The organism is Actibacterium sp. D185-2 (assembly GCF_054954595.1).
The window spans coordinates 1-12877 of sequence record NZ_JBPWNX010000006.1 but is presented as its reverse complement, the minus strand read 5'-3'; the positions used below and the strand labels follow the sequence as shown (position 1 = coordinate 12877).

13 protein-coding genes are annotated in these 12877 nt (G+C 64.3%); 8 read left to right on the top strand and 5 right to left on the bottom strand.

The window, feature by feature from the left end; genetic code table 11:
• Positions 1-84 precede the first annotated feature (84 nt).
• Positions 85-945, top strand: a complete 861-nt coding sequence (locus ACSR1C_RS11760) for an N-formylglutamate amidohydrolase (protein WP_460259572.1) — start codon at positions 85-87, stop codon at positions 943-945.
• 4 nt (positions 946-949) lie between these two features.
• On the opposite strand, the gene ACSR1C_RS11755 is transcribed toward ACSR1C_RS11760, so the two are convergent.
• Positions 950-2203, bottom strand: a complete 1254-nt coding sequence (locus ACSR1C_RS11755) for a DNA polymerase IV (protein WP_460259571.1) — start codon at positions 2201-2203, stop codon at positions 950-952.
• A 139-nt stretch (positions 2204-2342) separates the two neighbouring features.
• On the opposite strand from ACSR1C_RS11755, the gene ACSR1C_RS11750 reads away from it, so the two are divergent.
• Positions 2343-3236 (top strand): SPFH domain-containing protein, encoded by an 894-nt coding sequence (locus tag ACSR1C_RS11750; RefSeq protein WP_460259570.1) that lies wholly within the window; start codon positions 2343-2345, stop codon positions 3234-3236.
• A complete protein-coding gene (locus ACSR1C_RS11745) occupies positions 3233-3502 on the top strand; it encodes an NfeD family protein (RefSeq protein WP_460259738.1) in 270 nt (89 codons plus the stop codon). The genes ACSR1C_RS11750 and ACSR1C_RS11745 overlap by 4 nt, the downstream gene beginning before the upstream one ends.
• A gap of 4 nt (positions 3503-3506) precedes the next feature.
• Here ACSR1C_RS11745 and ACSR1C_RS11740 read toward each other — a convergent pair whose 3' ends face one another.
• Complete coding sequence (locus tag ACSR1C_RS11740) at positions 3507-3884, bottom strand: winged helix-turn-helix transcriptional regulator (protein WP_460259569.1); 378 nt, start codon at positions 3882-3884, stop codon at positions 3507-3509.
• A 105-nt stretch (positions 3885-3989) separates the two neighbouring features.
• On the opposite strand from ACSR1C_RS11740, the gene ACSR1C_RS11735 reads away from it, so the two are divergent.
• Entirely contained in the window at positions 3990-4616 is a 627-nt protein-coding gene (locus ACSR1C_RS11735) for an NAD(P)-dependent oxidoreductase (RefSeq protein ID WP_460259568.1), read from the top strand.
• Between the two features lie 3 nt (positions 4617-4619).
• Here the strand turns inward: ACSR1C_RS11735 and pyrF are convergent, their stop codons facing one another.
• Positions 4620-5345, bottom strand: coding sequence for an orotidine-5'-phosphate decarboxylase (pyrF, locus tag ACSR1C_RS11730; protein WP_460259567.1), 726 nt, complete (start codon positions 5343-5345; stop codon positions 4620-4622).
• Positions 5346-5537: 192 nt separating this feature from the next.
• Here pyrF and clpB point away from each other — a divergent pair, with 192 nt between their 5' ends.
• Positions 5538-8153: an ATP-dependent chaperone ClpB gene (clpB, locus tag ACSR1C_RS11725; protein WP_460259566.1), complete on the top strand. Its 2616-nt coding sequence runs from the start codon at positions 5538-5540 to the stop codon at positions 8151-8153.
• Positions 8154-8208: 55 nt separating this feature from the next.
• Here the strand turns inward: clpB and ACSR1C_RS11720 are convergent, their stop codons facing one another.
• Complete coding sequence (locus tag ACSR1C_RS11720; RefSeq protein ID WP_460259565.1) at positions 8209-8730, bottom strand: O-methyltransferase; 522 nt, start codon at positions 8728-8730, stop codon at positions 8209-8211.
• 165 nt (positions 8731-8895) lie between these two features.
• A complete protein-coding gene (locus tag ACSR1C_RS11715; RefSeq protein WP_460259564.1) occupies positions 8896-9342 on the bottom strand; it encodes a DUF302 domain-containing protein in 447 nt (148 codons plus the stop codon).
• A 125-nt stretch (positions 9343-9467) separates the two neighbouring features.
• On the opposite strand from ACSR1C_RS11715, the gene ACSR1C_RS11710 reads away from it, so the two are divergent.
• The 3 genes from ACSR1C_RS11710 to msrQ all read left to right on the top strand — a co-directional run bounded on the left by ACSR1C_RS11710 (position 9468) and on the right by msrQ (position 12563).
• Entirely contained in the window at positions 9468-10964 is a 1497-nt protein-coding gene (locus tag ACSR1C_RS11710; protein WP_460259563.1) for an FMN-binding glutamate synthase family protein, read from the top strand.
• Between the two features lie 70 nt (positions 10965-11034).
• On the top strand, positions 11035-11958 hold the full coding sequence (msrP, locus tag ACSR1C_RS11705; RefSeq protein WP_460259562.1) for a protein-methionine-sulfoxide reductase catalytic subunit MsrP: 924 nt from the start codon (positions 11035-11037) through the stop codon (positions 11956-11958).
• Positions 11958-12563: a protein-methionine-sulfoxide reductase heme-binding subunit MsrQ gene (gene msrQ, locus ACSR1C_RS11700; protein ID WP_460259561.1), complete on the top strand. Its 606-nt coding sequence runs from the start codon at positions 11958-11960 to the stop codon at positions 12561-12563. Before msrP ends, msrQ begins: the two co-directional genes overlap by 1 nt.
• Positions 12564-12877: the final 314 nt, after the last annotated feature.

Genomic DNA, 12877 nt, shown 5'->3' with positions numbered 1-12877 from the left:
CTATAAAAGGAGTCGGAAAATGGTTCAAGGGCTTTTGGCAGGAGAATAAATACCGCTATAACATCTCCTGTCAAAGGAGCGCGCATGACGAAGGCCCCCTTCCGCCTGCTTTTGCCAGAGCAGCGCACGACAAGTGTCGTGTTTTCCTCGCCGCATAGCGGACGGGACTATCCGGGGTCTTTCCTGCGCAATTCGGCCCTGGACGAGCGCGCGGTACGATCTTCCGAGGATGCCTTTGTCGATCTTCTGTTTTCCGGCGCGCCCGGCATGGGGGCGCCGTTGCTGGCGGCCACAGCGCCGCGCGCCTTTGTCGATCTCAACCGGGCCGCCGACGAGTTGGACCCCGCGCTGATCGAAGGCGTGCGCCGAACCAGCCACAACCCGCGTATCAGCTCGGGGCTGGGGGTGATTCCGCGCGTGGTGTCGAACGGGCGGGTGATTCGGCCCGGCAAGATTCGGCTGGACGAAGCGCAGGACCGGCTGGCCAACTATTGGGAGCCCTATCACGCCCGGCTGCAAAGCCTGCTGAACGAAAGTCTGGATCTGTTCGATGAGGCGATCCTGGTCGACTGTCATTCGATGCCGCATGAGGCGATCGACAGCATGACCCGCTCGGGCCATGCGCGCCCCGAGGTGGTGCTGGGCGACCGGTTCGGCGTCTCCGCGCGCGGTGATATCATGGACCGGATCGAGGCGGCCTTTGCCGGTGCCGGGCTGAAAGTGGCGCGCAACGCGCCTTTCGCGGGCGCCTACATCACCCAGCATTACGGTCGCCCCTCGAAGGGGCAGCACGCGATTCAGGTCGAAATCGACCGCGCGCTTTACATGGACGAGCAGATGATTTGCCCGAACGGCAATTTCCAGTCGTTCCGCGCCATGCTGGACCAGATCATCGCGGAGATCGCGGATATCGGTCGGGGCGAGATGCCCATGGCCGCCGAATAACCGGCTAGCGCAGCGCGCGCCCCTTGCGGATCGCGTCCTTTCCGAATTTGCGCCTGATCTCGTCCGTGGCACGTTCGGCCCCGGCGCGTTTTCCTGCATCGGGGTCCAGCAGATCGCCCGACAGATCGGCCGCATCGGCCCGAACCAGATCGGACAGACCCACCCCCAACAGGCGATAGGGGCCCGGATCGTCGACCTGATCGAACAGCTCGCGCGCGGTGCGGTACAGCCGGTCGGCCATCTGGGTGGCGTCGCGCAGGGAAATGCGCCGGGTGATCAGCGTGTGATTGGCGCGCTTCAGCTTCAGTACCACGACACGCCCGGCGCGGCCCTTGGCCTTGGCGCGGTCGGCCACCTTTTCGGCCATGCGCCACAGATGACCGTCCAGAATGTCGGGGTCGGCGGTATCCTCGTAAAAGGTGGTTTCGTTCGAAATGCTTTTCATTGGCGCATTGGCCGAAACCGGGCGCCGGTCCTCGCCCCGCGCCAGATGCCACAGCCGGTCGCCCATCGTGCCGAACCGCGCATGCAGATCCGCCCGGTCCCAGCGGCGCAGATCGGCGAAGCTGCGGATGCCGGCACGTTCCAGCGCGGCCTGTCCCGCAGCGCCCACGCCCCAGATCATCCGCACCGGCTTTTGTTCGAGGAAGCCCAGCGTCTCGGCCCGTCCGATCACCGAAAAGCCGCGCGGCTTGTCTAGGTCCGAGGCGAGCTTCGCCAGAAACTTGTTATGGCTCAGCCCGATCGAGCCGGACAGGCCCAACTCGTCCTGCATCCGCTTGATCAGCCGGGCCAGCATCGCGGCGGGCGGGACGCCGTGCAGCTTTTCGGTGCCGGTCAGATCCAGAAACGCCTCGTCCAGCGACAGCGGTTCGATCGCCGGGGTCATTTCCTCCATCATCGCGCGGATCTGTTTCGACGCCTCGACATAGGCGGCGCCGCGCGGCGCGATTACCACCGCCTCGGGGCACAGTTTCAGGGCCTGAAACATCGGCATGGCCGACCGAACGCCCCGGATTCGCGCGATATAACAGGCGGTGGACACCACCCCGCGCCGCCCGCCGCCGATAATCACCGGCTTGTCGCGCAGATCGGGATTGTCGCGTTTTTCCACGCTGGCATAGAACGCGTCGCAATCCATATGCGCGATCGACAGGCCAAAGAGTTCCGGGTGGGCGACGACGCGGGGCGAGCGGCAGCGCGGGCAGCGCGGGCCGCTGTCGAATGCAGTCAGGCAATCGCGGCAAAGGGCGGGCATCGGGGCCTCGGGCCAAGGGATGAGGCGGCCTTTATAAGCGATCCCGCCCACGAACTCCACGCATCACGTGATCAGTCTGGGGTGGAATTCGGGCCGGGTTGGGGGCATAGTTCCGCCATCTGACAAAAGGATTTCAGGCATGAATTCGAACGCGGTTCTGGGCGAGGTTTTGGGTGGCAATCTGGTGCTGTTGCTGCTGGCGGCTTTCATCGTCATCTGCATTATTCTGGGGGTTCGGATCGTGCCCCAGTCGGAAAAGCATGTGGTCGAGCGGTTTGGCCGGCTGCGCGCGGTTCTGGGCCCCGGCATCAATTTCATCGTGCCGTTTTTTGACCGGGTGGCGCACCGGATTTCCATTCTGGAACGCCAGTTGCCGACCGCCAGTCAGGATGCGATCACCAAGGACAACGTGCTGGTGCAGGTCGATACCAGCGTATTTTATCGCATCACCGAGCCGGAAAAGACGGTTTATCGCATTCGCGATGTGGATGCGGCGATTTCCACCACCGTGGCCGGTATCGTGCGCGCCGAGATCGGCAAGATGGATCTGGACGAGGTTCAGTCGAACCGCTCGCAACTGATTTTGACGATCAAGGAATCGGTCGAGGATGCGGTGGACAATTGGGGGATCGAGGTGACCCGGGCCGAAATTCTGGACGTGAACCTTGATCAGGCGACCCGCGACGCGATGCTGCAGCAGCTGAATGCCGAGCGCGCCCGCCGCGCCCAGGTGACCGAGGCCGAAGGCAGCAAGCGCGCGGTCGAGCTGAACGCCGATGCCGAACTTTACGCCGCCGAACAGGCCGCCAAGGCGCGGCGCGTTTCGGCCGAGGCCGAGGCCTATGCCACACAGGTGGTCGCCGCGGCGATCGCCGAACACGGGATCGAGGCGGCCCAGTATCAGGTGGCGCTGAAACAGGTCGAGGCGCTGACCACCGTGGGGCAGGGCGCGGGCAAGCAGATGATCATTGTGCCCGCCAGTGCGCTGGAAGCCTTCGGTGACGCGTTCGGAATGCTGAAGGGGCGCGGCTGATGTGGGCGCTGTGGTGGGTCTGGCTGGCCTGCGCGGTGGCCCTGGGCATTCTGGAGGTCTTCGCGCCCGGTTTCGTGTTTCTGGGGTTTGCCGCCGGGGCGGCGGTGATCGGCATCATCCTGGCGCTGGGATGGGTGCCGGGTTTGCCGCTGTTGCTGGTGATCTTTGCACTGGTGTCGCTGGGGGCGTGGATCGCCATGCGGGCGGTGTTCGGCATACGTAAGGGGCAGGTGAAAATCTGGGATCGCGACATCAACGAGGAATGAGCGATCAGGCCGCATCCGCATTTGTGCGGGCATCATACGCGGCGCGGGCCGCACGCACCCGGGTCTGATTTTCCACCGCCCAGCGGCGCATGACTTCGACCCGTTCGATCAGGCTGAACCCCAGATCGGTCAGCGTATATTCGACCTGCGGCGGCGCCAGCGGCAGCACCTCGCGCTGTACCAGTCCGTCACGTTCCAGATGGCGCAGCGTGACCGACAGCATCCGCTGCGAAATACTGCCGATCACCCGGCGCAGCGCGTTGAACCGGCAGGGGCCGCGCGACAATTCCAGCATGACAAGCAGGCTCCAGGCGTCGCCCATGCGGTCCAGCACATCGCGGATCGGACAGTCCAGGTTTTCGCTTCGGCGCACGGGGGGCATGGGGTTCCTTTCGGGTAACTATATGACCGAAGAATGCGTATTCCGCCGGTCTCTCTATATTCGTATCTGGTTACTTATCGTAACTTAATGTGGAAGGACACGAGAATGAAGCTTTTTCTGATCGGCGCCAGCGGGATGATCGGATCGCGCATTCTGACAGAGGCGGTGTCGCGCGGCCATGACGTGATCGCCGGTGCGCGCAGCCCCGACAAGATTGTGGCGGGTCCCGGTGTCACGCCGGTCCAGCTGGACGCCACCGATGCCGCGACGCTGGCCCCTTATGCGGCCGAGGCGGACGTGATCGTATCGGCGACCTCGCCGCGTTTCAGTGGTGATGCGGTGGCCGATGGCACGGCATTGGGCAAGGCGCTGATCGCGGCGGCGACCGAGGCGGGCAAGCGCGTGGTCGTCGTGGGCGGCGCGGGGACGCTGAACCTGCCCGACGGCAGCCCGGTGATGAACGTGCTGCCGCCCGAAATCGTGCCGGAAGCCACCGGTATGCGCGGCGTGCGCGACATGTTGGCCGAAAGCGGGCTGGACTGGACCTTTCTCGCGCCCGCCGCGATGATCCAGCCGGGTGAAAAGACCGGCACCTTCCGTCTGGGCGGTACGGTTCTGCTGTCGGATGCCAAGGGCAACAGCGCAATCAGCGCTGAAGATTACGCCGTGGCCCTGATGGACGAGGTCGAAAGCCCGGCCCATAGCGGTCAGGTCTTCACGGTGGCCTACTGAGGTTCAGCCGCGATTGGGCCGCACCGCCTGGGGCGAGGCAAGTTCAGCCTGAATGGCCACTGCGGCCGCGCGCGGGTCTTCGGCGCGCCAGACCGGGCGGCCCACAACGATATGATCGGCCCCGTCGCGGATCGCCTGCGCCGGGGTCGCCACCCGTTTCTGATCGCCCAGCTCGGCGCCGGCGGGGCGTACGCCGGGGGTGACGATCAGCTTGCCTGCGGCCTGGGGCAGGGCGCGGATCAGCCCGGCCTCGTGCGGCGAGGCGATCAGCCCGTCGGCCCCGGCCTCCAGCGCGGTGGCGGCGCGTTCCAGAACGATGTCGCGCACCGTGCCGGGCTTGATGCAGCTTGCGTCCAGATCGGCCCGATCCAGCGAAGTCAGGATCGTCACCGCCAGAATTTTGGTGGCTGATCCGCCCTTGCCCTCTGCCGCCGCGCGCACCACATGCGGGTCGCCGTGTACGGTCAGAAAATCCAGATCGAACTGCGCCAGCCCGCGCACCGCGGCCTCGACCGTGGCGCCGATGTCAAAAAGCTTCATGTCCAGAAAGATGCGCTTGCCGTGCTCGTCCTTCAACTCGCGCGCCAGCGCCAGTCCGCCGCCGGTCAGCATCCCCAGCCCGATCTTGTAGAACGAAACCGCGTCGCCGATCCGCGAGGCCAGTTCCAGCCCGGCATGGGCGTTGGGCACGTCAAGGGCTACGATCAGGCGCTCATCGGCTTGGGTCATGGGGGCTCCTGCCTTTGGGGGTTGCGATCTCTTACCGGCGGGCGGGCTGTGGGGCAAGCGGCGGGATTTCGAATTTGCAATGCTTGAAAACGGCGGCCGCGATTGCCACCTCGGATCACGAAGACCCGGCAGGGCCGTGCCGCGAAGCGGGCGGTCGAGGGGCCGGGGGCTTAGCGAAAAGGAGAATGACCGATGAACCTGGAAAAGTTCACGGAGCGGTCGCGCGGCTTTATTCAGGCCGCCCAGACCATTGCGATGCGGGAAAGCCACCAGCGGCTGCTGCCCGAGCACCTTTTGAAAGCATTGATGGACGATGATCAGGGGCTGGCCTCCAACCTCATCAAACGGTCGGGCGGCGCGCCCGAGCGGGTGAACGAGGCGCTGGCGCTGACCATGGCGAAGTTGCCCAAGGTGTCTGGTGACGCGGCGCAGGTCTATCTGGACCAGTCCACCGCCAAGGTGCTGGACGAGGCCGAAAAGCTGGCGACCAAGGCCGGTGACAGTTTCGTGCCGGTCGAACGCATTCTGACCGCGCTGGCCGTGGTGAAGTCCAAGGCCAAGGACGCGCTGGACGGGGGGGGCGTCACGCCCATGGCCCTTAACAGTGCCATCAACGACATCCGCAAGGGCCGCACCGCCGATACGGCAAGCGCCGAGGAAGGCTATGACGCGCTGAAGAAATACGCGCGCGACCTGACTGAGGCCGCCGAAGAGGGCAAGATCGACCCGATCATCGGCCGCGACGAGGAAATCCGCCGCGCCATGCAGGTGCTGTCGCGCCGGACCAAGAACAACCCGGTTCTGATCGGCGAGCCTGGGGTCGGCAAGACCGCGATCGCCGAGGGGCTGGCCCTGCGCATCGTCAATGGCGACGTGCCCGAAAGCCTGAAGAACAAGCGCCTGATGGCGCTGGACATGGGCGCGCTGATTGCCGGCGCGAAATACCGGGGCGAGTTCGAAGAGCGGCTGAAATCCATCCTCAAGGAAATCGAGGCCGCCGCCGGTGAAATCATTCTGTTCATCGACGAGATGCACACGCTGGTCGGTGCGGGCAAGACCGACGGCGCGATGGACGCGGCCAACCTGATCAAGCCTGCGCTTGCGCGGGGCGAATTGCACTGCGTCGGGGCGACCACGCTGGATGAATACCGCAAGCATGTGGAAAAGGATGCGGCCCTTGCCCGCCGGTTCCAGCCGGTGATGGTGGACGAGCCGACCGTGGAAGACACGATCAGCATCCTGCGCGGCATCAAGGAAAAGTATGAGCTGCACCACGGCGTGCGGATTTCTGACAGCGCCCTTGTGGCGGCGGCGACGCTGTCGCACCGCTATATCACCGACCGTTTTCTGCCCGACAAGGCCATCGACCTGATGGACGAGGCCGCCAGCCGTCTGCGGATGGAAGTGGACAGCAAGCCCGAAGAGCTGGACGCGCTGGATCGCCAGATCCTGCAGCTTCAGATCGAGGGGGAGGCGCTGAAGAAAGAGGATGACGCGGCGTCGAAAGACCGGCTGGAAACGCTGTTGAAAGAGCTGTCCAACCTGCAGGAACGTTCGAGCGAGATGACCGCGCAATGGCAGGCCGAACGCGACAAGCTGGAAGGCGCGCGCGATCTGAAAGAGAAGCTCGACAAGGCCCGTGCCGAATTGGACCATGCCAAGCGCGAGGGTAATCTGGCCAAGGCCGGCGAGCTGTCCTATGGCGTGATCCCCGAGTTGGAACGCAAGCTGGCCGAGGCCGAAAGCGCCGAGGACGACATGATGGTCGAAGAGGCCGTGCGCCCCGAGCAGATCGCCCAGGTGGTGGAACGCTGGACCGGCATCCCGACCTCCAAGATGCTGGAGGGCGAGCGCGAGAAGCTGCTGAAGATGGAAGAGGAGCTTGGCAAGCGTGTGATCGGCCAGAAACAGGCCGTTACGGCGGTGGCCAACGCGGTGCGCCGGGCGCGCGCCGGGCTGAACGACGAGAACCGGCCGCTTGGGTCGTTCCTGTTCCTTGGCCCCACCGGCGTCGGCAAGACCGAGCTGACCAAGGCCGTGGCCGAGTACCTGTTCGACGACGACAATGCGATGGTGCGGATCGACATGAGCGAATTCATGGAGAAACACGCCGTCAGCCGTCTGATCGGCGCACCGCCGGGCTATGTCGGCTATGACGAAGGTGGTGTGCTGACCGAAGCGGTGCGGCGCCGGCCCTATCAGGTCGTGCTGTTCGACGAGGTCGAAAAGGCGCACCCGGACGTGTTCAACGTGTTGTTGCAGGTTCTGGATGACGGGGTGCTGACCGACGGTCAGGGCCGCACGGTCGATTTCAAGCAGACGCTGATCGTGCTGACCTCGAACCTCGGGTCGCAGGCCCTGAGCCAGATGCCGGACGGCGCCGATGCGGCGCAGGCCAAGCGTGATGTGATGGATGCAGTGCGGGCCCATTTCCGCCCCGAATTCCTGAACCGTCTGGACGAGACGATCATCTTCGACCGGCTGTCGCGCAGCGACATGGACGGCATCGTGGAAATCCAGCTGCGCCGTCTGACCAAACGTCTGGTCGCGCGCAAGATCACGCTGGATCTGGATGCAGGTGCCAAGACCTGGCTGGCCGACGAAGGCTATGATCCGGTATTCGGTGCGCGTCCGCTGAAGCGGGTGATCCAGCGCAGCCTGCAGGATCGTCTGGCCGAACTGATCCTGGCGGGCGATGTGAAGGATGGTGATACCATCCATGTCAGCGCCGGGGCCGATGGGCTGATCATCGGCGACCGGGTCGGCACCTCGCATCGTGCCGCGCCGGGGAATGCGGTCGTACATTGACGCCGGACTGGTAAAGACGGGCGGGCGCGGAGCTTTCCGCGCCCGTTTCCTTTGGCTATCCGAGGCGCCGGGACACCCAGATCGACGGGCGTTTGGATTTCGCCTTGGTCCTGCGCGGCGGACCGACATCGACGCGCTGTGCCGCGCTCAGGCGGTAGGGGCCGGTCTGATCGCCGGCGTTGACAAAGATGAAGTCATCGCCATGCGGCGCGATCAGGACCCCGGCCCGGGTCAGATGGGCCTTCGCGCGCCGTGCGTGCTGAGGATCGATCCGTTCGAGACCGAAGATGAATTCGTCCAGAATATCGGTCAGTTCACCCGATTTTTCGGGTGCAAGCGCCAGCAGCCGCCGCGCGCGTTCGACCAGAAGCTGCAGGATCGCGCCCTGCGCGGGGGTGCCGTCGGGGGGACCGGCCTGTGGCTCTTCGTCGGTGGGGATCAGTGCGAACATCTGGAACAGGTTGCGATAGGCCGATCCGACCCCGGCCATGCTGGTTTGCACCGCATCGGCGGGAAGCCCGAGCCGCAGCACGGACGCGGTATCGGTGCGCGGTTGCGCTGCCCCATTCGATTTCATTCGGCCTGCCTCGCGGCCGCTGCGTCCCGTTTCGGGGGCTTTTGGGCCGGATGTTTTTGGTCTGCTCTGACTTTTATAAAGGCACGGTAGCGGATCTTGCGCCGGGTGCGAAGCCCGGCGCAGGTCTTTGGCGATGGTTTCCGGCGGTTTTACGCGGAACGCCTATTAATCGAGCCCGGCCGCTTCGCGCGCGATGGTGTCCAGCAGGGCCTGAACCTCCTGCATCGGACCTTCGGGGAAGGTGCGGTAGCCCACAACGGTTTCGTCCGGCATGTCCGGACGGACATAGACGAAGACATCATAAGGGCAGAAGCGGACATTCATGAAATCCGCCTCCATCACCTTGCGCGACAGCGCGGCCGAGCAGAAGCTGAAGATATCGGCCTTGGTGAAGATCGTCACGTCCGAGCCGACATCGGCCTTGGTGCGTTCCAGCATGTCGCCGGTATGGCTGACGCTGTCGATCACCAGCCCCTGGCCGGTGACCGCGTTTTCCAGCGCGAACACAACGTCATCGAAACTGTCCGACGTGGTATAGGTCACGGCATCCTCGGCCAGCGCTGGTGCAGCGATCAGCGCGATCGCGGCGACAAGTGCAAAAGTCTTTTTCATCTGTTCCTCCCATGCGTCTCTGTGGTGTTACAGAGGGTTGCTCAATACTCTCACCATGCGCAAGGTAGCCTCAAGCGGGCGCAGGGCCATGATCAGGGTCAAATTGAAGCAGCGGGAGAGACGCGATGGATTGGGCCGGACGGGCATTGGAGTGGCTGGCGCTGTTATTTGTTCTGGTGCTCGGGGTGATGGCGCTGATCGCGCTGGTCCTGTTCATCATCGACCGCGCCCAGACCGGTGATGCGATCCGGCGCAACTATCCGGTAATTGGCCGGTTCCGGCATTTGTTCACCTCACTCGGTGAATTTTTCCGGCAGTATTTCTTTGCCATGGACCGCGAGGAAATGCCGTTCAACCGGGCGCAGCGCGATTGGGTCTATCGTGCCTCGCAGGGGGCGGGCAACACGGTGGCCTTCGGGTCCACCCGCAACCTGAACATCCCCACCACGCCGATTTTCGTGAACGCGGCTTTTCCGCCGCTGGACAATCAGTTCGCTTCGACCGAGCCGATGCTGATCGGCCCGCACGCGCGGGTGCCTTATAACGCCCCCTCGATTTTCAACATCTCGGGCATGAGCTATGGTGCGATTTCGAAACCCGCGGTCGAGGCGTTGAGCCGGGGCGCGGGCCAGGCCGGGATCTGGCTGAACACCGGCGAAGGCGGGCTGTCGCCCTATCACCTGATCGGTGGTTGCGACATCGTCTATCAGATCGGCACCGCCAAATACGGGGTGCGCGACGAATTCGGCCAAATCTCGGACGAGCGGCTGCGCGATATCGCGGCCCATCCCGAGGTCAAGATGTTCGAGCTGAAGCTGGCCCAGGGCGCCAAGCCCGGCAAGGGCGGCATCCTGCCGGGCGCCAAGGTGAATGACGAGATCGCGCAGATCCGCGGCATTCCCATCGGCAAGGACAGCTATTCGCCGAACCGCCACACCGATGTCGACAGCTGGGAGGATCTGCTGGACCTTGTCGGGCGCATCCGCGAGGTCACCGGCAAGCCGGTCGGTTTCAAGACCGTGGTCGGCGCGCCCGAGCCGTTTCACGACCTGTTTCGCCTGATCCGCAAGCGTGGCGCGGCCAGCGCGCCGGATTTCATCACCATCGATGGCGGCGAGGGGGGGACCGGCGCCTCGCCCATGCCGCTGATCGACCTTGTGGGGATGCCGATCCGCGAAGCAATGCTGATGGTGTCGGACCTGCGCGACACTTACGGCTTTCACGAACGCATCCGGCTGATCGCCAGCGGCAAGCTGGTCAACCCCGGCGATGTGGCCTGGGCCATCGCGGCGGGGGCGGATTTCGTGACCTCTGCGCGCGGTTTCATGTTCGCGCTGGGCTGTATCCAGGCGCTGAAATGCAACAAGAACACCTGCCCCACGGGGATCACCACCCATGATCCGCGCCTGCAAAAGGGTCTGGTGGTCGAGCGAAAGTATCAGCGTGTCGGGCGCTATGCCCGCTCGGTGATCGACGAGGTCGAGATGATCGCCCATTCGGTCGGTGTGGCAGAACCGCGGCTGATGCGCCGGCGCCATGTGCGGATCGTGCAGCCCGATGGCTCGTCCAGGCCGATGAACGAGATTTACCCGCGCTCTGACCCGATCCCAACGGACTCGTGAGGTAAGTTGTTTTGGCGGCGGCCCGCCGGTCGGTTAGGCCCACGGGCAGGGACCATAACGGAGGGACAGAATGGCACCGCGTTTCAAGGCAAACCTGAACTGGTCGGATGTGACGCCGAAAGCGGCCTTCCTGAGCCGCCGGCAACTGATCGCGGGCGCGCTGGCGACCGGTGCGCTGGCCGGCCCGGCGCTGGCCGGTCTGAACGCGGCGCCAAGCCGCTTTTCCACTGATGCGGCCGCCAACACGCTGGACGAGATCAGCCACTACAACAATTTCTACGAATTCGGCACCGGCAAGGACGATCCGGCCCGCCACGCCGGCCAGTTGACCACCGATCCCTGGAGCGTACAGATCGACGGGCTGGTGGACAGGCCCGGCGCCTATGATCTGGGCGACATCCTGTCGGGCGTCACGATCGAGGAGCGCATTTATCGCTTCCGCTGTGTCGAGGCCTGGTCGATGGTCATCCCCTGGGCCGGGTTCGAACTGGCCACGCTGCTGGCCCGCGTCGGCGTTCAGCCATCGGCTAAATATGTGGCGTTCGAGACCCTGACGCGCCCAGAGGAAATGCCGGGCCAGCGCACCCGCCTTCTGGACTGGCCTTACCGCGAAGGGCTGCGCCTGGACGAGGCGATGCACCCGCTGACGATTCTGGCCACCGGCGTCTATGACGAACCGCTGCCCAATCAATGCGGCGCGCCGCTGCGGTTGGTGGTGCCGTGGAAATACGGGTTCAAGTCGATCAAGTCGATCGTGCGCATTACCCTGACCGAAGAAGAGCCCTATGCCACCTGGAACCAGACCAACAAGCGCGAATACGGGTTCTATGCAAACGTGAACCCGCAGGTGAACCATCCGCGCTGGAGCCAGGCCAGCGAACGGCGGATCGGCGGCGGGCTGTTCAACGCGCGTCAGGACACGCTGATGTTCAACGGTTATGGCGAAGAGGTTGCCGGGCTTTATGCCGGCATGGATCTGGGCAAATTCTTCTGATGCGCCTTGCCGATTTTCTGAATGCCCGGCTGCGCCGTTTTCCGGCCTGGCCGCTTTATATCGTCGGAATGCTGCCCGCTGCGTGGTTCCTGTGGTTGGGCCTGACCGGCGGGCTGGGGGTTGAACCGATCCGCGGGCTGGAACATGCGCTGGGCAAAACCGGGCTGAAACTGTTGGTGGCGGTGCTGGCGGTCACACCGCTGCGCCGGTTCACGGGCGTCAGCCTGCTGCGGTTCCGCCGGGCGCTGGGCCTTCTGGCCTTCTTCTATATCCTGTTGCACCTGGCTGTGTGGCTGTTCCTGGACGTGCAGGACTGGGGCCGTATCTGGGCCGATATCGTCAAACGCCCCTATATCACCATCGGCATGGCCGGGTTCGTGCTGATGCTGCCGCTGGCGCTGACCTCGAACACCTGGTCGGTGCGCCGGTTGGGGCTGAAATGGCGCCAGTTACACCGGCTGACCTATCCCGCGGCCGTGCTGGGGGCGCTGCATTTCGTGATGCTGGTCAAAGGCTGGCAGATCGCGCCGCTGATCTATCTGCTGGCGATCGGTGCACTTCTGGCGCTGCGATTCCGGCCTGCACGACGTCGAGTCGCCGCCTGACAGGGTGAATTTCGGGGTGCCGCTGGGGCAGGTTTGTGGGCGAGTCTGTGGATAACTCAACTGCGCCGCTTTTTTGACCGGCCTGCCGCCGTCCAAAGCCCGGGTTTCGGCCTGGATGCAGAAGAGTTTTCCATCTAATTATCTGTTTTTCAACCATTTTTCATTTTTTGCCAAAAAACTGTCATGTTTCTTCAAAAAAGCTCTTGCGGGTTTGTTCGAGTATCCGTAGAACCCCCTTCACCGGCGGCGCAGAGACGCGGCGGCGGGGCGGCGGACGGGCCTGACGGAGACGGAGTGGCCCGGAAGTTGAGACT

What these genes read in the sequence shown, in the direction of transcription:
- ACSR1C_RS11760 (WP_460259572.1), top strand. Translation starts at nt 85, where the DNA reads ATGACGAAGGCCCCCTTCCGCCTGCTTTTGCCAGAGCAGCGCACGACA.
- ACSR1C_RS11755 (WP_460259571.1), bottom strand. Translation starts at nt 2,203, where the DNA reads ATGCCCGCCCTTTGCCGCGATTGCCTGACTGCATTCGACAGCGGCCCG.
- ACSR1C_RS11750 (WP_460259570.1), top strand. Translation starts at nt 2,343, where the DNA reads ATGAATTCGAACGCGGTTCTGGGCGAGGTTTTGGGTGGCAATCTGGTG.
- ACSR1C_RS11740 (WP_460259569.1), bottom strand. Translation starts at nt 3,884, where the DNA reads ATGCCCCCCGTGCGCCGAAGCGAAAACCTGGACTGTCCGATCCGCGAT.
- ACSR1C_RS11735 (WP_460259568.1), top strand. Translation starts at nt 3,990, where the DNA reads ATGAAGCTTTTTCTGATCGGCGCCAGCGGGATGATCGGATCGCGCATT.
- pyrF (WP_460259567.1), bottom strand. Translation starts at nt 5,345, where the DNA reads ATGACCCAAGCCGATGAGCGCCTGATCGTAGCCCTTGACGTGCCCAAC.
- clpB (WP_460259566.1), top strand. Translation starts at nt 5,538, where the DNA reads ATGAACCTGGAAAAGTTCACGGAGCGGTCGCGCGGCTTTATTCAGGCC.
- ACSR1C_RS11720 (WP_460259565.1), bottom strand. Translation starts at nt 8,730, where the DNA reads ATGAAATCGAATGGGGCAGCGCAACCGCGCACCGATACCGCGTCCGTG.
- ACSR1C_RS11715 (WP_460259564.1), bottom strand. Translation starts at nt 9,342, where the DNA reads ATGAAAAAGACTTTTGCACTTGTCGCCGCGATCGCGCTGATCGCTGCA.
- ACSR1C_RS11710 (WP_460259563.1), top strand. Translation starts at nt 9,468, where the DNA reads ATGGATTGGGCCGGACGGGCATTGGAGTGGCTGGCGCTGTTATTTGTT.
- msrP (WP_460259562.1), top strand. Translation starts at nt 11,035, where the DNA reads ATGGCACCGCGTTTCAAGGCAAACCTGAACTGGTCGGATGTGACGCCG.
- msrQ (WP_460259561.1), top strand. Translation starts at nt 11,958, where the DNA reads ATGCGCCTTGCCGATTTTCTGAATGCCCGGCTGCGCCGTTTTCCGGCC.